Source organism: Chryseobacterium sp. 22458, assembly GCF_052044975.1.
GTDB lineage: Bacteria > Bacteroidota > Bacteroidia > Flavobacteriales > Weeksellaceae > Chryseobacterium.
Genome location: NZ_JBQEOA010000003.1, coordinates 60,912 through 81,943, shown reverse-complemented (window position 1 = coordinate 81,943; position 21,032 = coordinate 60,912). Strand labels below are relative to the sequence as shown.

General features: G+C 36.7%; 34 protein-coding genes. 33 read left to right on the top strand and 1 reads right to left on the bottom strand.

Annotated features, from left to right (window positions below; translation table 11 throughout):
• The 27 genes from rplW (at position 1) to ACTJJF_RS11215 (ending at position 13,641) form a co-directional block, all read left to right on the top strand.
• Positions 1-291 carry a 50S ribosomal protein L23 gene (gene rplW, locus ACTJJF_RS11345; RefSeq protein ID WP_045491154.1) on the top strand — a complete coding sequence of 97 codons (291 nt, stop codon included), beginning with the start codon at positions 1-3 and terminating at the stop codon, positions 289-291.
• A gap of 22 nt (positions 292-313) precedes the next feature.
• Positions 314-1,135: a 50S ribosomal protein L2 gene (gene rplB, locus ACTJJF_RS11340; protein WP_065400322.1), complete on the top strand. Its 822-nt coding sequence runs from the start codon at positions 314-316 to the stop codon at positions 1,133-1,135.
• Between the two features lie 2 nt (positions 1,136-1,137).
• Positions 1,138-1,416 (top strand): 30S ribosomal protein S19, encoded by a 279-nt coding sequence (rpsS, locus tag ACTJJF_RS11335; protein ID WP_002983209.1) that lies wholly within the window; start codon positions 1,138-1,140, stop codon positions 1,414-1,416.
• A gap of 2 nt (positions 1,417-1,418) precedes the next feature.
• The gene (gene rplV, locus ACTJJF_RS11330; protein ID WP_002983214.1) at positions 1,419-1,817 is read left to right on the top strand and encodes a 50S ribosomal protein L22; all 399 of its coding nucleotides are present in this window, start codon (positions 1,419-1,421) and stop codon (positions 1,815-1,817) included.
• A 7-nt stretch (positions 1,818-1,824) separates the two neighbouring features.
• Complete coding sequence (gene rpsC, locus ACTJJF_RS11325) at positions 1,825-2,574, top strand: 30S ribosomal protein S3 (RefSeq protein ID WP_027371718.1); 750 nt, start codon at positions 1,825-1,827, stop codon at positions 2,572-2,574.
• A gap of 98 nt (positions 2,575-2,672) precedes the next feature.
• A complete protein-coding gene (rplP, locus tag ACTJJF_RS11320; protein ID WP_002983219.1) occupies positions 2,673-3,098 on the top strand; it encodes a 50S ribosomal protein L16 in 426 nt (141 codons plus the stop codon).
• Positions 3,099-3,110: 12 nt separating this feature from the next.
• Positions 3,111-3,296 carry a 50S ribosomal protein L29 gene (gene rpmC / locus ACTJJF_RS11315; protein WP_027381309.1) on the top strand — a complete coding sequence of 62 codons (186 nt, stop codon included), beginning with the start codon at positions 3,111-3,113 and terminating at the stop codon, positions 3,294-3,296.
• Positions 3,297-3,308: 12 nt separating this feature from the next.
• Positions 3,309-3,563, top strand: a complete 255-nt coding sequence (rpsQ, locus tag ACTJJF_RS11310) for a 30S ribosomal protein S17 (RefSeq protein WP_034678021.1) — start codon at positions 3,309-3,311, stop codon at positions 3,561-3,563.
• Positions 3,564-3,565: 2 nt separating this feature from the next.
• The gene (gene rplN, locus ACTJJF_RS11305) at positions 3,566-3,934 is read left to right on the top strand and encodes a 50S ribosomal protein L14 (RefSeq protein WP_002983226.1); all 369 of its coding nucleotides are present in this window, start codon (positions 3,566-3,568) and stop codon (positions 3,932-3,934) included.
• Between the two features lie 21 nt (positions 3,935-3,955).
• Positions 3,956-4,282, top strand: a complete 327-nt coding sequence (rplX, locus tag ACTJJF_RS11300; RefSeq protein ID WP_002983229.1) for a 50S ribosomal protein L24 — start codon at positions 3,956-3,958, stop codon at positions 4,280-4,282.
• A gap of 13 nt (positions 4,283-4,295) precedes the next feature.
• On the top strand, positions 4,296-4,847 hold the full coding sequence (gene rplE / locus ACTJJF_RS11295; RefSeq protein ID WP_065400324.1) for a 50S ribosomal protein L5: 552 nt from the start codon (positions 4,296-4,298) through the stop codon (positions 4,845-4,847).
• A gap of 3 nt (positions 4,848-4,850) precedes the next feature.
• The gene (gene rpsN / locus ACTJJF_RS11290) at positions 4,851-5,120 is read left to right on the top strand and encodes a 30S ribosomal protein S14 (RefSeq protein ID WP_002983233.1); all 270 of its coding nucleotides are present in this window, start codon (positions 4,851-4,853) and stop codon (positions 5,118-5,120) included.
• Positions 5,121-5,266: 146 nt separating this feature from the next.
• Positions 5,267-5,665 (top strand): 30S ribosomal protein S8, encoded by a 399-nt coding sequence (gene rpsH / locus ACTJJF_RS11285; RefSeq protein WP_002983236.1) that lies wholly within the window; start codon positions 5,267-5,269, stop codon positions 5,663-5,665.
• Between the two features lie 17 nt (positions 5,666-5,682).
• Complete coding sequence (rplF, locus tag ACTJJF_RS11280; RefSeq protein ID WP_065400325.1) at positions 5,683-6,228, top strand: 50S ribosomal protein L6; 546 nt, start codon at positions 5,683-5,685, stop codon at positions 6,226-6,228.
• A 15-nt stretch (positions 6,229-6,243) separates the two neighbouring features.
• Entirely contained in the window at positions 6,244-6,597 is a 354-nt protein-coding gene (gene rplR / locus ACTJJF_RS11275) for a 50S ribosomal protein L18 (RefSeq protein ID WP_065400326.1), read from the top strand.
• A gap of 19 nt (positions 6,598-6,616) precedes the next feature.
• Positions 6,617-7,138 (top strand): 30S ribosomal protein S5, encoded by a 522-nt coding sequence (rpsE, locus tag ACTJJF_RS11270; protein ID WP_065395922.1) that lies wholly within the window; start codon positions 6,617-6,619, stop codon positions 7,136-7,138.
• Between the two features lie 11 nt (positions 7,139-7,149).
• Positions 7,150-7,326, top strand: coding sequence for a 50S ribosomal protein L30 (rpmD, locus tag ACTJJF_RS11265; protein ID WP_027371710.1), 177 nt, complete (start codon positions 7,150-7,152; stop codon positions 7,324-7,326).
• Positions 7,327-7,347: 21 nt separating this feature from the next.
• On the top strand, positions 7,348-7,797 hold the full coding sequence (gene rplO / locus ACTJJF_RS11260; protein WP_065400327.1) for a 50S ribosomal protein L15: 450 nt from the start codon (positions 7,348-7,350) through the stop codon (positions 7,795-7,797).
• Positions 7,798-7,806: 9 nt separating this feature from the next.
• Positions 7,807-9,186 (top strand): preprotein translocase subunit SecY, encoded by a 1,380-nt coding sequence (secY, locus tag ACTJJF_RS11255; protein ID WP_002983253.1) that lies wholly within the window; start codon positions 7,807-7,809, stop codon positions 9,184-9,186.
• Positions 9,187-9,189: 3 nt separating this feature from the next.
• A complete protein-coding gene (gene infA / locus ACTJJF_RS11250; protein WP_002983257.1) occupies positions 9,190-9,405 on the top strand; it encodes a translation initiation factor IF-1 in 216 nt (71 codons plus the stop codon).
• A 62-nt stretch (positions 9,406-9,467) separates the two neighbouring features.
• The gene (rpmJ, locus tag ACTJJF_RS11245) at positions 9,468-9,584 is read left to right on the top strand and encodes a 50S ribosomal protein L36 (protein WP_007839480.1); all 117 of its coding nucleotides are present in this window, start codon (positions 9,468-9,470) and stop codon (positions 9,582-9,584) included.
• 9 nt (positions 9,585-9,593) lie between these two features.
• Entirely contained in the window at positions 9,594-9,971 is a 378-nt protein-coding gene (gene rpsM, locus ACTJJF_RS11240) for a 30S ribosomal protein S13 (RefSeq protein WP_002983260.1), read from the top strand.
• Positions 9,972-9,983: 12 nt separating this feature from the next.
• A complete protein-coding gene (gene rpsK / locus ACTJJF_RS11235; RefSeq protein WP_034694697.1) occupies positions 9,984-10,373 on the top strand; it encodes a 30S ribosomal protein S11 in 390 nt (129 codons plus the stop codon).
• A gap of 19 nt (positions 10,374-10,392) precedes the next feature.
• Positions 10,393-11,001 carry a 30S ribosomal protein S4 gene (gene rpsD / locus ACTJJF_RS11230; protein ID WP_312300060.1) on the top strand — a complete coding sequence of 203 codons (609 nt, stop codon included), beginning with the start codon at positions 10,393-10,395 and terminating at the stop codon, positions 10,999-11,001.
• Between the two features lie 33 nt (positions 11,002-11,034).
• Positions 11,035-12,030, top strand: coding sequence for a DNA-directed RNA polymerase subunit alpha (locus ACTJJF_RS11225; RefSeq protein ID WP_065400328.1), 996 nt, complete (start codon positions 11,035-11,037; stop codon positions 12,028-12,030).
• 6 nt (positions 12,031-12,036) lie between these two features.
• Positions 12,037-12,558 carry a 50S ribosomal protein L17 gene (gene rplQ, locus ACTJJF_RS11220; protein ID WP_027371704.1) on the top strand — a complete coding sequence of 174 codons (522 nt, stop codon included), beginning with the start codon at positions 12,037-12,039 and terminating at the stop codon, positions 12,556-12,558.
• Positions 12,559-12,816: 258 nt separating this feature from the next.
• Entirely contained in the window at positions 12,817-13,641 is an 825-nt protein-coding gene (locus ACTJJF_RS11215) for an N-acetylmuramoyl-L-alanine amidase (RefSeq protein ID WP_212650353.1), read from the top strand.
• Between the two features lie 50 nt (positions 13,642-13,691).
• Here the strand turns inward: ACTJJF_RS11215 and ACTJJF_RS11210 are convergent, their stop codons facing one another.
• Entirely contained in the window at positions 13,692-14,126 is a 435-nt protein-coding gene (locus ACTJJF_RS11210; protein WP_212650354.1) for a hypothetical protein, read from the bottom strand.
• Between the two features lie 66 nt (positions 14,127-14,192).
• On the opposite strand from ACTJJF_RS11210, the gene ACTJJF_RS11205 reads away from it, so the two are divergent.
• The 6 genes from ACTJJF_RS11205 to eno all read left to right on the top strand — a co-directional run bounded on the left by ACTJJF_RS11205 (position 14,193) and on the right by eno (position 20,988).
• Positions 14,193-16,046, top strand: coding sequence for a beta-galactosidase (locus ACTJJF_RS11205; RefSeq protein ID WP_440699724.1), 1,854 nt, complete (start codon positions 14,193-14,195; stop codon positions 16,044-16,046).
• A gap of 160 nt (positions 16,047-16,206) precedes the next feature.
• Positions 16,207-16,839, top strand: coding sequence for a response regulator (locus tag ACTJJF_RS11200; protein WP_440699723.1), 633 nt, complete (start codon positions 16,207-16,209; stop codon positions 16,837-16,839).
• 6 nt (positions 16,840-16,845) lie between these two features.
• Positions 16,846-17,622 (top strand): hypothetical protein, encoded by a 777-nt coding sequence (locus tag ACTJJF_RS11195; RefSeq protein ID WP_440699722.1) that lies wholly within the window; start codon positions 16,846-16,848, stop codon positions 17,620-17,622.
• A 599-nt stretch (positions 17,623-18,221) separates the two neighbouring features.
• A complete protein-coding gene (locus ACTJJF_RS11190; RefSeq protein WP_440699721.1) occupies positions 18,222-19,010 on the top strand; it encodes a sensor histidine kinase in 789 nt (262 codons plus the stop codon).
• A gap of 98 nt (positions 19,011-19,108) precedes the next feature.
• Positions 19,109-19,417 carry a hypothetical protein gene (locus tag ACTJJF_RS11185; RefSeq protein WP_440699720.1) on the top strand — a complete coding sequence of 103 codons (309 nt, stop codon included), beginning with the start codon at positions 19,109-19,111 and terminating at the stop codon, positions 19,415-19,417.
• A gap of 278 nt (positions 19,418-19,695) precedes the next feature.
• Positions 19,696-20,988 carry a phosphopyruvate hydratase gene (gene eno, locus ACTJJF_RS11180; protein WP_440699719.1) on the top strand — a complete coding sequence of 431 codons (1,293 nt, stop codon included), beginning with the start codon at positions 19,696-19,698 and terminating at the stop codon, positions 20,986-20,988.
• Positions 20,989-21,032: the final 44 nt, after the last annotated feature.

The window sequence follows — 21,032 nt, the reverse complement described above, 5'->3', positions numbered from 1 at the left end:
ATGTCAGTTATTATTAAACCAGTTATTTCAGAAAAGGCTAACTACCTTACAGATTTAAGAGGTACTTATTCTTTCTTAGTAAACCCTAAGGCGAATAAGATCGAGATCAAAAAAGCTGTTGAAGCAGCTTACGGTGTAAAAGTAGCAGACGTTAACACAATGATTTATGCTCCGAAGGTTTCTTCAAAGTACACTAAAAAAGGTCTTCAAGTAGGAAAGACAAACAAATTGAAAAAAGCGGTAATCAAACTTGCTGAAGGTGAGGTTATCGATATTTTTGCTGTAAATTAATTATTAATTATAAATAATAGTAATGTCTGTTAGAAAATTAAAACCTATCACCCCGGGACAGAGATTCAGAATTGTAAACAATTTTGAGGAAATTACTACTAACAAGCCAGAGAAATCTCTGACAGTTGGTATTAAAAAGTCAGGTGGACGTAACCAAACAGGTAAAATGACCATGCGTTACACCGGAGGTGGACACAAAAAGAAATACAGAATTATTGACTTCAAAAGAAACAAAGCAAACGTTGAAGCCACTGTAAAAACTGTAGAATACGATCCAAACAGAACTGCATTTATCGCTTTATTAGAGTATGCTGACGGAGAGAAGAGATATATCATCGCTCCAAACGGTATCAAAGTTGATCAGAAAGTAATTTCTGGTGAAAGCGTAGAACCAAATGTAGGGAACGCAATGAAGTTGAAAAACATTCCATTAGGTACTGTGATTTCTTGTGTTGAAATGAAGCCTGGTCAAGGTGCAATTTTAGCAAGAAGTGCTGGTTCTTCAGCTCAATTGACGTCTAGAGATGGTAAGTATGCAATCATCAAATTACCTTCAGGAGAATCAAGAATGATCCTTACTGAATGTATGGCAATGATTGGATCAGTTTCCAACTCAGATCACCAATTAACTGTATCAGGTAAGGCTGGTAGAAGCAGATGGTTAGGTAGAAGACCAAGAACAAGAGCGGTTGTAATGAACCCAGTAGATCACCCAATGGGTGGTGGTGAAGGACGTTCTTCAGGAGGTCACCCAAGATCTAGAAACGGTAAACCGGCTAAAGGTTACAAAACTAGAAAGAAAAACAAAGTGTCTAACCGTTACATCGTATCTAAAAGAAAATAATTATGGCAAGATCACTTAAGAAAGGACCGTTCATTCATCATACTTTAGATAAGAAGGTTCAGGCAAATATAGAGTCTGGTAAGAAGACAGTTATCAAAACTTGGTCTAGAGCATCTATGATCTCTCCGGACTTCGTAGGACAAACTATTGCTGTACACAACGGGAAATCTTTTATCCCAGTTTACGTTACAGAAAACATGGTTGGTCACAAGTTAGGCGAATTTTCTCCAACAAGATCTTTCAGAGGTCATGGTGGTAACAAAAACAAAGGAAGCAGATAATCATGGGATCAAGAAAACAAGATAGTTCAATCGCAAGAAAAGAAGCTAACAAAGACGTTGTAAAAGCTTCATTAAATAATTGCCCGTCTTCTCCAAGAAAAATGAGATTAGTTGCTGATATCATTAGAGGAGAGCAGGTAGATAAAGCTCTTTATATCCTAAAATATTCTAAGAAGGATGCTTCTAACAAGTTAGAAAAATTACTTCTTTCTGCTATGGCAAACTGGCAGGTGAAAAACGAAGGTGCGGATATTGAAGAAGCTAACCTTATCGTTAAAGAAATCTTCGTGGATAGCGCAAGACAATTGAAGAGACTAAGACCAGCTCCACAAGGTAGAGGGTATAGAATCAGAAAAAGATCTAACCACGTTACATTAATCTTAGGTAATAAAGAAAATTAATCAAGGTATGGGACAGAAGACAAATCCAATTGGTAATAGATTAGGTATCATCAGAGGATGGGATTCTAACTGGTTTGGTGGAAACGATTATGGAGACAGAATCGCTGAAGACTACAAAATCAGAAGATACCTTGAGGCTAGATTATCTAAAGGTGGTATTTCAAAAATCTTTATTGAAAGAACCCTTAAATTAGTAACAGTTACAATCACTACTGCTAGACCGGGACTTATCATCGGTAAAGGAGGTCAGGAAGTTGATAAATTGAAAGAAGAGTTGAAGAAACTTACAGGTAAGGATATTCAAATCAACATCTTCGAAATCAAAAGACCTGAATTAGATGCTGTATTAGTTGCTGATAGTATTTCTAAGCAAATTGAAAACAGAATTTCTTACAGAAGAGCTGTTAAAATGGCAATGGCAAGTACTATGAGAATGGGTGCTGAAGGTATCAAAGTTCAGATCTCTGGTAGATTGAACGGAGCTGAGATGGCAAGATCAGAATCTTTCAAAGAAGGAAGAATTCCATTGTCAACTTTCAGAGCTGATATCGATTACCACTGGGCAGAAGCTCACACTACTTACGGTAGACTAGGAGTAAAAGTTTGGATCATGAAAGGTGAAGTTTACGGTAAAAGAGAACTTTCTCCACTAGTGGGACAACAGAAAAAAGGAGGTCAGTCAGACAGAGGAAACAGAGGAGGAGACAGAGACAACAGAAGACCTAGAAAAAACAACAACAATAACAATAATAATTAAAATTTTAGATTAGAAATTTTGAATTTTAAATTACCGTTACTTTTTTAAAATTAAAAAAAATCTAAAATCTAAAATCTAAAATCTAAAATTTAGAAATTATGTTACAACCAAAAAGAACCAAATTCCGTAGAGTTCACAAGATGAAGATGAAGGGGAATGCCCAAAGAGGTAGTCAACTTGCTTACGGAACTTTTGGGATCAAAGCAACTGAGGGGGCTTGGATCACTGCAAGACAAATTGAAGCTGCTCGTATTGCTGCGACAAGATATATGAAGAGAGAAGGTCAACTATGGATCAAAATCTTCCCGGATAAGCCAATTACTAAGAAACCAGCCGAAGTAAGGATGGGTAAAGGTAAAGGTGCTGTTGAATACTGGGTAGCTGTAGTAAAACCAGGTAAAATTATGTTCGAAGTAGGTGGAGTTCCTTACGAAGTTGCGAAAGAAGCTCTTAGACTTGCTGCACAAAAATTACCAGTAGTTACTAAATTCATCGTTGCTAACGATTTTGTTAAACCTCTTTAATCTTTGAATACAATGAAAAAAGCTGATATTAAAAATTTAAGCGCGGGTGACATTCAAGCTCAATTAACTGAAGCAAAAGCTCAATATTCTAAATTGAAATTGGCTCATGCAATCAGCCCAATTGAAAACCCGATTCAAATCAGAGATTTGAGAAAAACAATCGCTAGACTAAATACTGAGTTAACTAACAAACAATAATTTCATTTTACAATGGATAGAAATTTAAGAAAAGAAAGAATCGGAGTGGTTTCCAGCAATAAAATGGAAAAAACTATTGTTGTTAGCGAGACTACAAGAGTAAAGCACCCGATGTACGGTAAATTCGTTTTGAAAACGAAAAAATATACTGCACACGACGAGAACAATGAGTGCAACGAGGGGGATACAGTTTTAATTTCTGAAACTAGACCTTTGAGTAAGAGCAAGAGATGGAGATTAGTAAGAATCATTGAAAAAGCTAAGTAATAATGTTACAAACAGAATCAAGATTAAAAGTTGCTGATAATACAGGTGCAAAAGAAGTACTAGTTATCAGAGTTCTGGGAGGAACCAGAAGAAGATATGCTTCAGTTGGTGATAAAATCGTTGTTACGATCAAAGATTCTACACCATCAGGAAACGCAAAAAAAGGTCAGGTATCTAAAGCTGTAGTAGTAAGAACTAAAAAAGCAGTAAGAAGAAAAGATGGTTCATACATCAAATTCGACGACAATGCTTGTGTATTACTAAACGCAGCAGGAGAAATGAGAGGAACGCGTGTTTTCGGACCGGTTGCTCGTGAGTTGAGAGACAAAGAATATATGAAAATCATTTCATTAGCTCCTGAAGTACTTTAATTTTTAAAATTTTTTAAAGAAATGTCAAAGTTAAAAATAAAAAGAGGAGATAACGTAATCATTACTACTGGTAAGAAAGATATCAAAGGTAAGACTGGTGAAGTTATTGAAGTGATCAAGAAAGAAGGAAGAGACCCTAGAGTAGTTGTTGCAGGACTTAACATCATCAAAAAACACGTTAAGCCTTCAGCTTCAAATCCTCAAGGAGGAATCGTTGAAAGAGAAGCTTCTATTCATATCTCAAACGTAGCTTTAGTTGGTAAAGACGGAAAAGCTATCAAAGTAGGTTACAAAATCGAAGGAGATAAGAAAGTAAGAATCAACAAAAAAACGGGTGAAACTTTATAATTTTAAATAACACATGGAATATATAGCAAGACCCAAAAAAGCATATAAAGAGACAATTGTTCCTGCAATGATGGAAGAATTCGGGTATAAGTCAGTAATGCAAGTACCTAAATTAGAGAAAATCGTTGTATCACAAGGTTTAGGTGATGCTACTGCAGACAAGAAAATCATTGATTATGCTGTAGAAGAGCTTACAAATATCACTGGTCAAAAGGCTGTTGGTACGATCTCTAAGAAAGACGAAGCTGCTTTCAAATTGAGAAAAGGTATGCCGGTAGGTGCAAAAGTTACCCTTAGAGGAAACCAGATGTATGAATTCTTAGACAGACTTACTTCTTCTGCTTTGCCTCGTATCAGAGATTTCTCTGGAATCAAAGCGGATGGTTTCGATGGTAGAGGTAACTACAACTTAGGTATTACTGAGCAGATTATCTTCCCTGAAATCGTAATTGACAAAGTGAAAAAAATCCAGGGGATGGACATCACTTTCGTTACAACTGCGAAAACAGATAAAGAAGCTAAAGCATTATTAACTCACTTCGGTTTACCATTTAAAAAGAACTAAGAAATGGCTAAAGAATCAATGAAAGCGCGTGAGCGCAAAAGAGAAGCACTAGTTGCTAAATACGCTGCTAAAAGACAAGCTCTTAAAGAAGCTGGTGATTACGAAGGACTTCAAAAATTGCCTAAAAATGCTTCTCCTGTAAGATTACACAACAGATGTAAACTGACAGGTAGACCAAGAGGATACATGAGAACGTTCGGTATTTCCAGAGTAACTTTCAGAGAAATGGCAAACAACGGTCTTATCCCAGGTGTAAGAAAAGCTAGTTGGTAATAATTACTAATTAAAATCGGGACAATTAAGTTGTCAGGATACTAAAGAATAAAAATATCAGACCGAAGATTTCTGAAGTCTGATATTTTAATCTTCAAGTCTTTTCAATACTGATTGTTCTTTAACCAATAATTTATAAAAGAAAAATGGTAACAGATCCAATTTCAGATTTCCTAACAAGAGTAAGGAACGCACAAAGCGCAGGCCACAAAGTGGTGGAAATTCCTGCATCGAAAATCAAAAAGGAGATTACTAAGATCCTATTTGATCAAGGGTATATCTTAAACTATAAGTTTGAAGATAACGCTGTTCAAGGAGTGATCAAAATCGCTTTAAAGTACGATAAGCAAACCAACAAACCGGCTATCAAGTCTATCCAAAGAGCTTCTAGACCAGGTTTGAGACAGTACAAAGGTTCAGCTGAGCTTCCAAGAGTACTAAACGGTTTGGGTATTTCTATCATCTCTACTTCTAAAGGAGTAATGACTGACAAGAAAGCTAGAGAAGAGAAAGTAGGCGGTGAAGTAATCTGCTATGTTTATTAATTTTTAATCAGAGGAAAATGTCAAGAATTGGTAAAGCAATTATAACAATTCCAGCAGGAGTTACAATCACTGAAAACAACGGTGTAGTAACTGTAAAAGGAGCTAAAGGAGAACTTTCTCAGGAGCTTACTGCAGGAATTACTTTAGAACAGAAAGATGGTGAACTTAACGTAAACAGACCATCTGATTCTAAACAACACAAAGCGCTTCACGGTTTATACAGAGCGTTGATCAACAACATGATTGTTGGTGTTTCAGAAGGTTTCGAAAAGAAACTAGAACTAGTAGGGGTAGGATACAGAGCTTCTCACGCAGGTCAAAAACTTGAGTTGGCTTTAGGATTCTCTCACGGTATCGTATTAGAACTTCCAAGCGAAGTGAAAGTTGATACATTGACTGAAAAAGGTAAAAACCCAATTATTACTTTAACGTCTCATGACAAACAACTTCTAGGAATGGTTACTGCAAAGATCCGTTCTTTCAGAAAGCCTGAGCCATACAAAGGAAAAGGTGTAAGATTCGTTGGTGAAAATGTTAGACGTAAAGCTGGTAAATCTGCTTAATAAATTATAAGTATTATGGCATTAAGTAAATTAGAAAAAAGAATAAGAATCAAAAGAAGAGTAAGAGGAAAAATCTCTGGTTCTTCTGAATTGCCAAGATTATCTGTATACAAAAGTAATAAGGAAATTTACGCTCAGTTAATCGACGATAAAAACGGTACAACTCTGGCATCAGCTTCTTCAAGAGAGAAAGGAGTAGACGCTAAAGGTACTAAGACAGAAGTTTCTGCTGCTGTTGGTAAAGCTATTGCTGCTAAAGCTATCGCTGCAGGAATCGAAAATATTGTATTCGACAGAAACGGTTTCGTATACCACGGTAGAGTGAAAGCTCTAGCAGATGGTGCGAGAGAAGGAGGACTTAAATTCTAATCATTAAATTTCGGAAAATATGTTAGGACTAGATAATATAGAAAGAGTAAAACCGGGAGGATTAGAATTAAAAGATCGTCTCGTAGCTGTTAACAGAGTAACAAAAGTAACAAAAGGAGGTAGAGCTTTCGGATTTTCTGCTATCGTAGTTGTAGGTAACGAAGATGGTGTAATCGGTTTCGGTTTAGGAAAATCTAAAGAGGTTGCTTCTGCAATTGCTAAAGCAGTTGAAGACGCTAAGAAAAACCTTGTTAAGGTTCCTGTAATGAACCACACTATTCCTCACCAGACTACTGCTAGATACGGTGGTGCAGATATCTTCTTAAGACCTGCTTCTCACGGTACAGGGCTTATCGCCGGTGGTGCGGTAAGAGCGGTATTGGAATCAGCTGGTATTCACGATATCCTTTCAAAATCTAAAGGATCTTCTAACCCTCACAACGTGGTGAAAGCTACTTTCAAAGCGTTATTGGATATCAGAAGACCTGAAGAAATCGCTAGAATGAGAGGAGTTTCTCTAAGTAAAGTGTTTAACGGTTAATAATTAAAACAATGGCAACAATTAAAGTAAAGCAAGTAAGAAGCGCTATTGGTAGAACAAAAACCCAAAAGAGAACGCTTGAAGCATTAGGATTAAAAAAACTTCACCAAGTTGTAGAGCACGAAGCTACTCCTTCTATCTTAGGAATGATAGCTGCTGTGGGTCACTTACTGGAAGTTCAAAAATAATTTTATAAAAGAGAAATTAAAATGAATTTAAATAACATAAAACCTGCTGCAGGATCTACTTTCAACTCAAAAAGAATTGGTAGAGGTCAGGGTACTGGAAAAGGAGGTACTTCAACAAAAGGACACAAAGGTCAAAAATCTAGAGCTGGTTATTCTCAGAAAATCGGTTTCGAAGGTGGACAGATGCCTTTACAAAGAAGACTACCTAAATTCGGTTTCAAAAACGTAAACAGAAAAGAGTTTAGAGGAGTGAATCTTGATACGATCCAAACTTTAATCGAGAACAAATCCATCACTGGAGATATCACGAAAGAAGTTTTAGTAGAAAACGGAATCATTTCTAAAAACGAATTAGTGAAAATTATGGGTAGAGGAGAATTGAAATCTGCGGTTTCAATCTCTGCTGACAAATTCACTAAATCTGCTGAGGAGCTTATTGCTAAGGCAGGTGGAAAAGCAATTACCTTATAATACTTACTAATGAAAGAATTTATACAAACACTTAAAAATATTTGGAGTCTTAAAGAACTTAGAGATAAAATTCTCTTTACTTTAGGAATTATCCTTGTGTATAGATTCGCATCTTATATCTCACTTCCCGCAATTAACCTTGCAGAGGTGGGAGATCTCTTAGAGCATTATAAAAATCAAGGCGGTAACAAGCAAGGAGCAGGTCTCCTTGGCTTGCTTTCGTCGTTTACGGGGGGTGCTTTCAGCCACGCTTCCGTAATGGCGTTAGGAATCATGCCTTATATTTCTGCTTCTATTATTGTTCAGTTGATGGGGATGGCTATTCCTTATCTTCAGAAGCTTCAGAAAGATGGAGAGTCAGGTAGAAATACATTGAACCAAATTACAAGATGGTTAACGATCGGGGTTTGTCTGGTACAGGCACCTTCTTACTTAACTTCTATTACTCAATTATTCTTACCATATGCTCAGTTCCAGTCTGCATATTATGTAGAGCCTAATTCAATCATGTTCTGGTTACCAAGTATTGTTATTTTGGTTGCCGGTTCAGTATTCGCAATGTGGCTAGGTGAAAAGATTACCGACAAGGGAATCGGAAATGGTATCTCTATCCTTATTATGGTGGGGATCCTTTCAAGATTACCTGAGGCATTCGTACAGGAGATGGCCGTGCAGAACGGTAAAGGAGGAATGGGATCTATCATGATCCTTATTGAAGTATTATTCTGGATGTTGGTAGTTCTTTTAGCAGTGATCTTATCAGTAGCTGTTAGAAAAATTCCGATTCAGTATGTAAGCAGAGCTCAAGCGAGAGGAGGTGTAAACAGAAATCTTATGCAGGGAGCAAGACAATGGATTCCATTGAAAGTAAATGCTGCTGGTGTAATGCCGATTATCTTTGCCCAGGCATTGATGTTCGTACCAGGACTATTAACAAAATTCGATGAGTCTAACACTTTTCTTGCAGGTTTCAAGAATGTTTTTAGCTGGCAGTACAACGTATTGTTTGCGCTATTAATTATTATCTTCTCATTTTTCTATACTGCGATTACGATTCCGGTAAACCAGATGGCTGATGATTTAAAGAGAAACGGAGGTTTAGTACCGAAAGTAAGACCCGGAAAAGAGACCGCTGATTATTTAGATGATATTTTATCAAAAATTACCTTGCCAGGTGCAATTTTTTTATCTATCTTTGCAGTCCTTCCAGCAATTGTGCATGGAAGCTTTGTTCAGACAGATGCGTTTGCCCTATTTTTCGGGGGAACGTCCCTATTAATTATGGTGGGTGTAATTTTAGATACAGTTCAACAGATTAATACATATCTGCTGAACCATCACTATGATGGCTTAATGCAGTCTAAATTATCAAGAACGACTGGATATTAATTTATGGCAAAACAAAAACATATTGAACAAGATGGCGTGATCGTGGAAGCACTTTCGAACGCCATGTTCCGTGTAGAGCTGGAAAATGGGCATATCCTTATTGCTCATATCTCCGGCAAAATGAGAATGCATTATATTAAACTTTTACCTGGTGATAAGGTAAAACTAGAAATGTCTCCCTATGATTTAACAAAAGGGAGAATCACATTTAGATACTAAAACAATTAGCCAAATGGAATACACATTCCATTTGGCATTTGTAAAAAATAAATACTATCAAAATGAAAGTAAGAGCATCAATTAAAAAAAGAAGCGCTGATTGCAAAATCGTACGCAGAAAAGGTGTACTATTCGTAATCAACAAGAAGAACCCAAAATTTAAACAAAGACAAGGTTAACATTAAATTATGGCGAGAATTGCAGGTATTGATTTACCAAAAAACAAAAGAGGTGTTATCGGTTTAACTTACATCTATGGAGTAGGAAGAAGTACTTCTTCTGAAATCCTTAAAGCTGCCGGTATCAGCGAAGACAAGAAAGTCAACGAATGGAATGACGATGAATTGGCTGCAATCAGAACATATATCTCTGAAAACGTAAAAGTAGAAGGAGAATTGAGATCTGAAGTGCAATTGAACATCAAGAGATTGATGGACATAGGATGCCAACGAGGAATACGTCACAGACTTGGATTACCTTTAAGAGGCCAGAGAACGAAAAACAACTCTAGAACACGTAAAGGGAAGAGAAAAACTGTTGCTAACAAGAAAAAAGCTAGTAAATAATCGTTAGGAATTATGGCAAAACAAACTAAAGTAGTTAAAAAAAGAAAAGTAAAAGTTGAAGCTATTGGTGAAGCTCATATTCAGGCTTCTTTCAATAACATCATCATTTCTTTAACAAATAAAAACGGAGAGGTTATCTCTTGGGCTTCTGCCGGTAAAATGGGATTCAGAGGTTCTAAAAAGAATACTCCATTTGCTGCTCAGATGGCAGCTGAAAATTGCTCTGCTGTAGCTCACGAAGCTGGTTTAAGAAGAGTAAAGGTGTTTGTGAAAGGTCCAGGTGCAGGTAGAGAATCTGCTATCAGATCTATCCACAATTCAGGAATTGAAGTTAGCGAAATCGTTGATGTGACTCCAATGCCACACAACGGATGTAGACCACCAAAAAGAAGAAGAGTTTAATTTTTAGAATTTACCCATTATGGCAAGATATATTGGACCTAAAACTAAGATTGCTAGAAAGTTTGGTGCTGCAATCTACGGAGATGATAAAAACTTCGAAAAAAGAAAGAACCAACCGCCAGGACAACACGGTCCTAACAAAAGAAGAGGTGCTAAAAAATCAGAATACGCAGTTCAGTTGGCTGAAAAACAAAAAGCTAAATATACTTACGGTATCTTAGAAAGACAGTTTGCTAACTTATTTGAAAAAGCACACAGAAGTAAAGGGGTAACAGGGGAAGTTCTATTACAACTTTGTGAATCAAGATTGGATAACGTAGTATACAGATTAGGTTTTGCTAAAACAAGATCTGGTGCTAGACAATTGGTTTCTCACAGACACATCACTGTGAACGGAGAAATTCTTAACATCCCTTCTTACTTGGTAAAAGCTGGTGATGTAATCGCTGTAAGAGAAAAGTCTAAGTCTCTTGAAGTTGTTACCGATGCATTGGCTTCTAAGTCAAACTATGAGTGGTTACAATTCAACGATGAGAAGAAAGAAGGTACCTTCATTTCTGCTCCTGAAAGAATCCAGATTCCGGAAGACATCAAGGAGAACCTTATCGTCGAACTTTACTCTAAATAATTTTTTAATCAAATTTTTGCTCAACCCAATAATATGGCAATTTTACAATTCATAAAACCCGATAAAGTAATTTTACTTAACTCTGATGAATTTAAAGGTCAATTCGAATTCAGACCTTTAGAACCAGGTTTCGGGCTTACAATCGGTAATGCTTTGAGAAGAGTGTTGCTTTCTTCTCTGGAAGGATATGCTATTTCATCTATCAAAATAGAAGGTGTAGAGCACGAATTTTCAACTATTCCAGGAGTAATCGAAGACGTTACCGAAATTATTCTTAACCTAAAGCAGGTAAGATTAAAAGCTGCAGCAGAAGGCCAGGCTAACGAGCAGGTTGTTGCTAAAGTTTCAGGTCAAACGATTATTACTGCTGGTGATTTAGGAAAATCGATCAACGGATTCGAGGTTTTAAACCCGGATTTAGTGATTTGTAACCTGAACACTGATGTAACTTTCGAAATTACTTTCAATATTGAAAAAGGAAGAGGATATGTTCCTTCTGAACAAAATAAGTCAAACAATGCACCTGTAGGTACTATTGCTATTGACTCTATTTTCACGCCGATCAAGAAAGTACAGTACAGCATTGAAAATTATCGTGTAGAGCAAAAAACAGACTACGAAAAACTTGTATTAGATATAGAAACTGACGGGTCTATCAGCCCTCAGAATGCTTTAACAGAAGCTTCTAAGATATTAATTTATCACTTCATGTTGTTCTCTGATGAGAGAATTACCCTTGAAACTGAAGCTGTAAAAGCATCTATCCAATATGATGAGGAAACTCTTCACACAAGACAATTACTTAAGTCTAAATTAGCAGATATGGATCTTTCCGTAAGAGCCCTTAACTGTCTGAAAGCAGCTGAAGTAGAAACTCTTGGAGAACTGGTTTCTTACAGTAAGTCTGATTTGATGAAATTCAGAAATTTTGGTAAAAAATCTTTGACAGAACTAGAAGAATTAGTGCATTCAAAAGGTCTTAACTTCGGTTTCGACGTTGCAAAATATAAGTTAGACGCTGATAAATAATTAATAATGAGACACGGTAAAAAATTCAATCACTTAGGAAGAACAGCTTCTCACAGAAGTGCTTTACTTTCTAATATGGCTTGTTCTCTAATTGAGCATAAAAGAATCAACACTACTGTAGCTAAAGCTAAAGCTTTAAGAGTATATGTTGAGCCTCTATTAACAAAAGCAAAAGAAGATACTACACACAACAGAAGAGTAGTATTCTCTTACCTTCAAAATAAATTTGCGGTTGCTGAATTATTCAGAACTGTAGCTCCTAAAATCGCTGAAAGAAACGGTGGTTATACAAGAATCATCAAGACAGGATTCAGACCAGGTGATGCTGCTGATACTGCTCTTATCGAATTAGTAGATTTCAACGAGCTTTACAACCCGAATGCTGAGGAGAAAAAAGCTACAAGAAGAAGCAGAAGATCAACTGCTGCACCTAAAAAAGCTGAAGCTGTAGTGGCTGAAGCTCCTGCAGTAGAAGAGAAAGTAGAAGAAGCTAAAGCTGACACTACTGAAGAAAAAACTGAAGAATAATATTCATTCAGATATCAATATAAAACCATCCGGATTCCGGATGGTTTTTTTTACACCAACTTCAAATAATTCTTTTCAAAAGACGAAATATCTAAAAATAATATCCTGAATAAATTAATCATGAATATTGTAAGGCTGTAAATCAAAATATAATATTAAATTTTAATAAAATAATTCGAATTACGGATGGTTTTATTTATTTCTTTAACGCTTAATTAATTTTTTTAGAATAAATTTGCAGGCTTAATAAAACTAATCATGATTATTGTAGAGGATAAGTTAGAAAAAACAATTTCCGGGGAGAGTGTTAACTTTATAGAGACACCTAATAAAGAGGGAATTATTATTCCTGAATACATTATCATTCATTTTACTGCGGGGCATGGAGTTGAAAATACGATCAACTGGTTTAAAGAACCTACAGCAAAAGCTTCCGTTCATATCATTATTGATAGAGACGGCAGGATCACTCAAATGGTAGAGTTCAATAAAAAAGCCTGGCATGCGGGAAGAAGCCGTTGGGCAGACCGATCAGGATTCAATGATTTTTCTATAAGTATCGAACTGGAAAATCCGGGGAAACTTACAAAAGTCAACGAAAGATACTACTCATGGTTTGAAAAGGAATATCCGAAAGATGTGGTGGTAGAGGCTATGCATAAACATGAGAATACAACCTCCTATTGGCATAGCTTTACAGAAAGACAGATTGAAAGCTGTTTTCAGGTGTGTAAACTCCTGACGGAAACATATAATATCAAAGATATTCTGGGGCATGATGATATTGCGCCTTTCAGAAAAAACGATCCGGGACCTGCATTTCCTATGGAAAGCCTCAGAGCAAAATTATTTGGAAGGGAAGATGATACCGCAGATATGTACAATGTAGCGGCCGATTTTGCCAATGTAAGAAAAGATGCCAGAACTGAATCAGATCTTATCGTTAAACTCAAAAAAGATACCCCGGTTGAATTTATTAAAAGTAAATTGGGATGGTTTTATGTGTATGTTTTAATGGAGGCAGGAAAAGATGGCGAGCCGGTATACGGATGGATCAATAGTGATCTGCTGGAGAAAGTCTGAGTTTATCAACATAAAATAAAATGTCCCTCAATATCGAGGGACATGGTATTTTAAATCTTTGTTCTTTTCAGTTCGATGATGTTATTGCCCTGCTCAAGGTGAATACTGTCTCCTTTTATTCTTGCGGTCATATCATCCTTCTTGTAGACGGTTTCATCCCCATTGGTTTCCGATTTTGGAAGAGTAAACGTTTTTTTGTTGCTGGTTATAGCTACCGTGCTTTCCTTCGGATCATTTTTGAATACTACTTTTACCAGAGTTCCGTCTGTAGCTTTATAAACAAAATCGGTCTTCTCAGTTTTCTGACCATTTATGTTTGTTGTAGAAGAACTTTGAGTTACAGAATCTATTTTTCCATTGGTATCTGTAATAACTGTTTCTGAGCTGTCTGTTTTGATAACGCTTTTATTTCCGCTTTCATTTTTTTTGCAGCTGATGGCTGTTAAGGTTAGTACTGCACCCAGTACCAGAAGACTTTTTTTCATGATTATATTATTTGATATTCAATATGATTTTTATTCTTTAATTTTACAAAAATCATGCCTTCAAATATGAGAAATTTCAGCCGGTATTTATATAGTATTCTTTTTGTTTTCTTCATTAATACGTTGTTTTCTCAAAAAGGAAATTTTGAAATTAAAAACGGCCACTTTTTATTGAACGGAAAACCATTCACCATCTATTCCGGAGAAATGCATTACCCAAGAGTACCGTCTGAATACTGGAAGCACAGAATGCAGATGATGAAAGCAATGGGACTGAATGCCGTGACTACTTACGTCTTTTGGAACTACCATGAGGAAGCACCCGGAAAATGGAACTTTTCAGGAGAGAAAGACCTGCGGAGATTCATAAAAACAGCACAGGAGGTTGGCTTGTACGTTATCATTCGTCCCGGGCCTTATGTATGTGCAGAATGGGAATTCGGAGGGTACCCGTGGTGGCTGCAAAAGAATAAAAACCTGGAAATAAGAAGAGATAATAAAGCATTTCTGGATGAATGTGAAAAATACATCAATCAGCTTGCCAGGCAGATCGTTCCGTTGCAGATCAGTAATGGTGGCCCTGTGATCATGGTTCAGGCAGAGAATGAATTTGGATCTTACGTCGCCCAGAGAAAAGATATACCGTTGGAAGAACACAGGAAATACAGCCACAAAATAAAGAATATGCTGTTAAAAGGTGGTATCACTGTTCCGTTATTTACTTCAGATGGAAGCTCACTTTTTAAAGGAGGTTCTATACAAGGAGCTTTACCTACTGCCAACGGAGAAAGTGATATTGAGGTGTTAAAGAAAAGCATCAATGAATACAATGCAGGGAAAGGCCCGTATATGGTAGCAGAATATTATCCGGGTTGGCTGGACCACTGGGCAGAGCCCTTTGTGAAAGTTGCTACAGAAGAAGTAGTGAAGCAAACAGATCTATACATAAAAAATGGAATTTCTTGCAATTATTATATGATTCATGGTGGAACCAACTTCGGTTTTACAAGCGGAGCCAATTACAATAAAGATTTCGATATTCAGCCGGATCTCACAAGCTATGATTATGATGCCCCTATCAGTGAATCAGGTTGGGCTACTCCAAAATACAATGCTTTAAGAGAAATATTTCAAAAAATAAATCAGACCACACTGCCGGAAGTTCCGAAACCGCCAAAAGTAATTACGATTCCGGCTATTGAGTTTACAAAAATCAACAGTCTGTTTGACCTCATAGATAAGAAAAAACCTGTTACCAATGATCAGCCTCTTACATTTGAAGATCTTAATATCGGAAACGGATATGTGATATATAGGAGACAATTTGATAATGACCAAAAAGGATTATTGAACATCAAAGGATTAAGAGATTATGCCAATATTTATGTGAATGGAGTCTGGAAAGGTGAGATGAACAGGATCAATAAAAAGTACGATATTGAGATTGACCTCAAAACCGGAGACCGTTTGGATATTGTTGTGGAAAATATGGGCCGCATCAATTACGGTGCAGAGATTGTCCATAACCTCAAAGGCATCATAGAACCTATCCGGATCAATGGAAATATCATCTCAGGAAACTGGCAGATGTTTTCTTTACCATTTGATCAATTCCCCAAACATACATATCAGAAAAAAAATATTGCTGATCGTGTTCCGGTGATTCAGGAAGCAGAATTTAAACTGGAAGAAACCGGAGATACTTTTCTGGATATGCGGAAATTTGGTAAAGGGATTGTCTTTATCAACGGTAAAAATATCGGGAGATACTGGAGCATGGTAGGGCCCCAGCAAACATTGTATATTCCCGGAGTCTGGTTAAAAAAAGGAGAGAACCTCATTCAGATTTTTGAACAGATCAGGTCTCAGAATACGGTCAGCAGCATAGATCATCCGATCCTGGATCAGTTGGTTAAATAATTCATAAATTATTTAAATGAAACTGAACTTCGCAATGAAAAATTGATTAAATTTAATAGACCAAAAACTAACCATAATTGTAAACTCATTATAAGATTACACAAAGGTGTAATTGCTTCTTACCTGTTTTCTGTTGAAATTTGCTTCAAACAAAAATGACATGAGCATTTCCATTGCCATAGTAGAAGACGAAAAGAACTACAACAATGCGTTGAAGAAGATCATCAATTATCAGAATGATATGAAGGTGACGGCTCAGTTCTTTGACGGAAGCACAGCATTGAAAAAGCTCCCGGAAATTTCCCCGAATGTAGTGATGATGGATATCCAGCTTCCTGATATGCTGGGAATAGAAATCATTCAACACCTCAGGAAGGATATGCCGGATACCCAGTTCATCATGTGTACAAGCTTTGAAGATGATGAAAAAATCTTTAATTCCTTAAAAGCCGGGGCCATGGGCTATCTTGTAAAAGGAGAAAGCATGGATAAAATTCTGTCTTCCATCCGGGATATCTATAACGGTGGAGCACCTATGAGCTTTTCGATCGCCAGAAAAGTCCTGAAACACTTTGAAAAGAAACTGCCCGAGATCAAAGGCTTCGATGAGCTCACAGAACGTGAAAAGGAAATACTGGAACTGCTTTCACAAGGACTTTTGTACAAAGAAATTGCAGATCAGAAATGCATTAGCATTGATACTGTAAAAAAACATGTAGGCAATATCTACCGGAAGCTGCATGTCAGCAATAAAGTAGAAGCAATAAACAAATTTAACAATTTTAAAAACTAAGAAACCATGAGTACAAAAAATCTAAAACTTACTGCAGACCACATTGACTGGAGTAAAATGAAAGTGTATGAACAATCTGAGACAGGGATAGAAATAGATAATATCCTTACTAAAATAACAGGAGACTTTAATAAAGGCTTCCATGGTTTAGACCATCAGCAATTAAACGAACTTGTAAAAACTGATCCTCCTTTAACGGATGATAGCATTATGGCCCCGGCAGATGCCCCAGGGATGATTAACAAGTTTTATAGCAGTGTAGCTGAGAATTATGAAAAACCATTACTGATTACAGAAACCGTTCTTAAAGATATTTTCAATAATGTAAATGAAGCTTATATCTTTTTAGGAGAGATTGAGAATGAGGGATTGATTTTCATGTGGCAGGATTCCAAAGAAGATCAGTACTATATTGTAAACAATTGTGATTCTAAAATAAGTATAACAGAACAGGAGTTTTTAGACCATAAAGAATTTTATGCCAGAAATCTGAAGGGTATATTAGATACTTATATTCCCGAAGGAGATCCTAATCCCGGAAATACAAAGCGCTTTATTGTAAGAGATGGAGTTTATCAGGAATTTTTAAGACAGTCTGCAAAAGAACCTTTATTAACTTTTGTAGTTTCTTTTTATCCTGCAATGCATCTGATAAATGAAATATACTATAATAGGTTGACCTTTATTATGGTGGTAGAAAAATATGTTGATGGTGAATTGAAACCTGCTGATGATACCGCATTATATGACAGAAACGGGCTTTGTCCTCCAGGAAACTGTTAAAAAATGACGATACCTGATATCATATATTATACTGTAATCAATACAAATTTTATTGTTTCCATAGCGTATAAAAGGCTGTGGAAACAGTTTTTTTTTCTTTATTTCGGGGTGACTGTTGGGGCTGAGATATTAATCACGGCTAAAGCCAATTTTATTACAGCAAGAATATACAACTACTTAGACCTGTTTTGTATTGGCTATTTCGGGTATATTTATTACAGAGAAACCGGAAATAGTGTTGTGATTAAGGCGGCATCGTTTATTTTTCTGCTGTTGGGCTGTCTCTTTATTTTTATTTCTGAGACCAACTATTCTATTATGACAGGATATCTGTATTGCCTGTTCCTTATTTTTATTTCATTATTCTGGCTTTACAGGAAAATTTCAAGGAAAGACGAAGACGGAAATATTTTAAACCAATGTTTCTTCTGGTTAAGCAGTTCTCTGCTTTTTTGGGCTGTGTTCTATATTTTCAGAATGCTTCCCATGTATTTTTTTAATACTACAGATCGTAACTTTTTGATGGAAATTGCTAAAGTTTTTACATTCATAAATATCATAACTTATTTGCTGTTCTTACGCAGCTTATTTTGCAGGCAATGAAAAATCTTCCTATAGAATTAAAAATAGTGTATATCACAGCAATCATTGTAATGATGCTATTTGTAGGCTTCATTATTTTCATTGTTGTGATGTATAACCGAAAGCAATTACTGAATTTAAAAGAAAAACAGCTCAAAGAAGCCGAATACCAGAACCAGCTCCTCCAGAACGAACTCGAAAAACAAAAAATGCTCGAACATGAACGGGAACGCATTTCCCATGATATGCATGATGATCTTGGCGCAGGAATTTCAGCATTGAAACTTCAGGCAGAATTTCTAAGGCAAAGAGCGGAAGATAGAGAGCTACAGAAAGACATTGACGAAATGCTGAAAACTTCAGAGGAAATGAATATCTCTATGCGGGAGATGCTTTGGAGTTTGAATTCTGGAAACGACACCCTGGGAAGCTTTACTGATTATGCAATATCATATGCAGGAAACTTCCTTAAAAAAACAAAAATCGTATTACGCTCAGAATGTGAAGATCTCATTAGAGAAACCCCTATTTCTACAGAGCAGAGAAGAAATATGTTCCTATGCCTGAAAGAAGCCGTTAACAATGCCTATAAACACAGCCGGGCAGATCAGCTCAGGCTTTCGTTTTCCCAGAATGCGAATGTTTTTATCATGAAAATTTCAGATAATGGAAAAGGTATTCCTCAAGAATGCCGGAAAGGGAACGGTCTCCGGAATATGAAAAGAAGAATGGATGAACTGAACGGCGAATGTAGAATACTGTCTGAAAAGCCGGGAACAAGTCTGTTCTTCAAAATAACATTATAATCATTATCTTTTTTTACCACCATTTCTTGAAATCACCCGTTTGGGTAATTGACCCGTATGTTTTTTTGGCGGAACTTTATACTATAAAACTGATAGCCATGAAAACTTCAACAAACGGAAGGATTCAGTATGTAAGATCCCTTGCCAACAGAAATAGCATAGGCCAGAGTGATAGAAGCCACAGATGGGTTCGGTCTAATATCCCTCCGAGAGATGATATCTGGATCTGCCGCTCCATTGTGATCATCCTGGGGCTTGTGATACTGATGATTATTACAGGTATTTTTGCGCTCTGTATAAAAGGTGGCAGTATCAAAATTGAAGTGATCACCATCTGTACAGCGATCTCGTCAGGAGCCATTGGTACTTTGGCCGGATTGCTGGCACCGTCACCCAACAGACAATAGCCCAACCGGTGAAACTAATAACCAGCATATCTTTAATTTTTTCAATGAATTTAAACAACAGCTTCTCCAGTTATTCAGAAATATTGGAGAAGTTTTTATGTGAAAACGCATATGACAAAACTAAAGATTTCCACAGGCTTTTTGGGAATATAATTACTGTGTTTATCATAATATAAATTAACTAAAATTTAACTCTGATTTATTTTAAAAAGATGCCGCTTCAATGCCCCTAAAAGTTAAATTTTGATTAAATTTGTCTAAACTAAAAAAAATAAAAAATGAGTGCAATTTCTTACATAGAAGCAAGACAGATTTTAGATTCCAGAGGTAATCCTACCATTGAAGTAGATGTATTTACAGAAAACGGTGCTATGGGCCGCGCAGCTGTTCCTTCAGGAGCATCTACAGGGGAACACGAAGCCGTAGAATTACGTGACGGAGGTTCAGAATACCAGGGGAAAGGAGTTCTGAAAGCTGTTGAAAATGTAAAAGAAGTAATTGCAGAGAATTTAGTGGGGCAGCCGGTTTTCGAACAAAACTATATCGATCAGATTATGATTGATCTTGACGGAACGGCTAACAAAGGAAATCTAGGCGCTAATGCTATTCTTGGTGTTTCTCTGGCCGTAGCAAGAGCTGCCGCTGCAGAATTGGGAATGCCGCTTTATAAATATGTAGGAGGAGTAAATGCAAACACACTTCCTGTTCCAATGATGAATGTAATCAATGGTGGATCTCACTCAGATGCTCCTATCGCATTCCAGGAATTTATGATCATGCCGGTAAAAGCTGATTCTTTCTCTCACGCTTTGAGAAAAGGAACTGAAATTTTCCATAATCTTAAGTCAATCCTTAAAGGAAGAGGTCTTTCTACAGCGGTAGGAGACGAAGGAGGTTTCGCACCTACTTTCAATGGAACAGAAGATGCTTTGGATACTTTACTTCAGGCAATCGAAAAAGCAGGATACAAGCCTGGTGATGACATTATGTTAGCATTAGACTGTGCCGCTTCAGAATTCTACAAAGACGGAACTTACGATTACAGAAAATTCGAAGGAGATAAAGGAGCTCACAGATCAAGAGAAGAGCAGGTTTCTTACCTTGCTGAATTGGCCAATAAATATCCGATCATCTCTATCGAAGACGGTATGCAGGAAGATGACTGGGAAGGTTGGAAAATGCTTACAGATAAAATCGGTGACAGAGTACAATTGGTAGGTGATGATTTATTCGTAACCAACGTAGACAGATTATCAAGAGGAGTAAAAGAAGGTATTGCCAACTCAATCCTTGTAAAAGTAAACCAGATCGGTTCTCTTTCTGAAACAATGGCAGCCGTACAGATGGCTCAGAACAACAAGTTCACTTCAGTAATGTCTCACAGATCAGGAGAAACTGAAGATTCTACAATTGCTGATTTAGCCGTAGCAATGAACTGTGGACAGATCAAAACAGGTTCAGCTTCAAGATCAGACAGAATGGCAAAATACAACCAATTATTGAGAATCGAAGAAGCTTTAGGCGAAACTGCGATTTTCCCAGGATTGGAAGCATTTAAAATCAAAAGATAATTAATCGAATTTATAAATAACGGCAAGCGAAATTTTTAGTTTGC

Coding starts and splice junctions, on each gene's coding strand:
- rplW (WP_045491154.1), top strand. CDS start 1: ATGTCAGTTATTATTAAACCAGTTATTTCAGAAAAGGCTAACTACCTT.
- rplB (WP_065400322.1), top strand. CDS start 314: ATGTCTGTTAGAAAATTAAAACCTATCACCCCGGGACAGAGATTCAGA.
- rpsS (WP_002983209.1), top strand. CDS start 1,138: ATGGCAAGATCACTTAAGAAAGGACCGTTCATTCATCATACTTTAGAT.
- rplV (WP_002983214.1), top strand. CDS start 1,419: ATGGGATCAAGAAAACAAGATAGTTCAATCGCAAGAAAAGAAGCTAAC.
- rpsC (WP_027371718.1), top strand. CDS start 1,825: ATGGGACAGAAGACAAATCCAATTGGTAATAGATTAGGTATCATCAGA.
- rplP (WP_002983219.1), top strand. CDS start 2,673: ATGTTACAACCAAAAAGAACCAAATTCCGTAGAGTTCACAAGATGAAG.
- rpmC (WP_027381309.1), top strand. CDS start 3,111: ATGAAAAAAGCTGATATTAAAAATTTAAGCGCGGGTGACATTCAAGCT.
- rpsQ (WP_034678021.1), top strand. CDS start 3,309: ATGGATAGAAATTTAAGAAAAGAAAGAATCGGAGTGGTTTCCAGCAAT.
- rplN (WP_002983226.1), top strand. CDS start 3,566: ATGTTACAAACAGAATCAAGATTAAAAGTTGCTGATAATACAGGTGCA.
- rplX (WP_002983229.1), top strand. CDS start 3,956: ATGTCAAAGTTAAAAATAAAAAGAGGAGATAACGTAATCATTACTACT.
- rplE (WP_065400324.1), top strand. CDS start 4,296: ATGGAATATATAGCAAGACCCAAAAAAGCATATAAAGAGACAATTGTT.
- rpsN (WP_002983233.1), top strand. CDS start 4,851: ATGGCTAAAGAATCAATGAAAGCGCGTGAGCGCAAAAGAGAAGCACTA.
- rpsH (WP_002983236.1), top strand. CDS start 5,267: ATGGTAACAGATCCAATTTCAGATTTCCTAACAAGAGTAAGGAACGCA.
- rplF (WP_065400325.1), top strand. CDS start 5,683: ATGTCAAGAATTGGTAAAGCAATTATAACAATTCCAGCAGGAGTTACA.
- rplR (WP_065400326.1), top strand. CDS start 6,244: ATGGCATTAAGTAAATTAGAAAAAAGAATAAGAATCAAAAGAAGAGTA.
- rpsE (WP_065395922.1), top strand. CDS start 6,617: ATGTTAGGACTAGATAATATAGAAAGAGTAAAACCGGGAGGATTAGAA.
- rpmD (WP_027371710.1), top strand. CDS start 7,150: ATGGCAACAATTAAAGTAAAGCAAGTAAGAAGCGCTATTGGTAGAACA.
- rplO (WP_065400327.1), top strand. CDS start 7,348: ATGAATTTAAATAACATAAAACCTGCTGCAGGATCTACTTTCAACTCA.
- secY (WP_002983253.1), top strand. CDS start 7,807: ATGAAAGAATTTATACAAACACTTAAAAATATTTGGAGTCTTAAAGAA.
- infA (WP_002983257.1), top strand. CDS start 9,190: ATGGCAAAACAAAAACATATTGAACAAGATGGCGTGATCGTGGAAGCA.
- rpmJ (WP_007839480.1), top strand. CDS start 9,468: ATGAAAGTAAGAGCATCAATTAAAAAAAGAAGCGCTGATTGCAAAATC.
- rpsM (WP_002983260.1), top strand. CDS start 9,594: ATGGCGAGAATTGCAGGTATTGATTTACCAAAAAACAAAAGAGGTGTT.
- rpsK (WP_034694697.1), top strand. CDS start 9,984: ATGGCAAAACAAACTAAAGTAGTTAAAAAAAGAAAAGTAAAAGTTGAA.
- rpsD (WP_312300060.1), top strand. CDS start 10,393: ATGGCAAGATATATTGGACCTAAAACTAAGATTGCTAGAAAGTTTGGT.
- ACTJJF_RS11225 (WP_065400328.1), top strand. CDS start 11,035: ATGGCAATTTTACAATTCATAAAACCCGATAAAGTAATTTTACTTAAC.
- rplQ (WP_027371704.1), top strand. CDS start 12,037: ATGAGACACGGTAAAAAATTCAATCACTTAGGAAGAACAGCTTCTCAC.
- ACTJJF_RS11215 (WP_212650353.1), top strand. CDS start 12,817: ATGATTATTGTAGAGGATAAGTTAGAAAAAACAATTTCCGGGGAGAGT.
- ACTJJF_RS11210 (WP_212650354.1), bottom strand. CDS start 14,126: ATGAAAAAAAGTCTTCTGGTACTGGGTGCAGTACTAACCTTAACAGCC.
- ACTJJF_RS11205 (WP_440699724.1), top strand. CDS start 14,193: ATGAGAAATTTCAGCCGGTATTTATATAGTATTCTTTTTGTTTTCTTC.
- ACTJJF_RS11200 (WP_440699723.1), top strand. CDS start 16,207: ATGAGCATTTCCATTGCCATAGTAGAAGACGAAAAGAACTACAACAAT.
- ACTJJF_RS11195 (WP_440699722.1), top strand. CDS start 16,846: ATGAGTACAAAAAATCTAAAACTTACTGCAGACCACATTGACTGGAGT.
- ACTJJF_RS11190 (WP_440699721.1), top strand. CDS start 18,222: ATGAAAAATCTTCCTATAGAATTAAAAATAGTGTATATCACAGCAATC.
- ACTJJF_RS11185 (WP_440699720.1), top strand. CDS start 19,109: ATGAAAACTTCAACAAACGGAAGGATTCAGTATGTAAGATCCCTTGCC.
- eno (WP_440699719.1), top strand. CDS start 19,696: ATGAGTGCAATTTCTTACATAGAAGCAAGACAGATTTTAGATTCCAGA.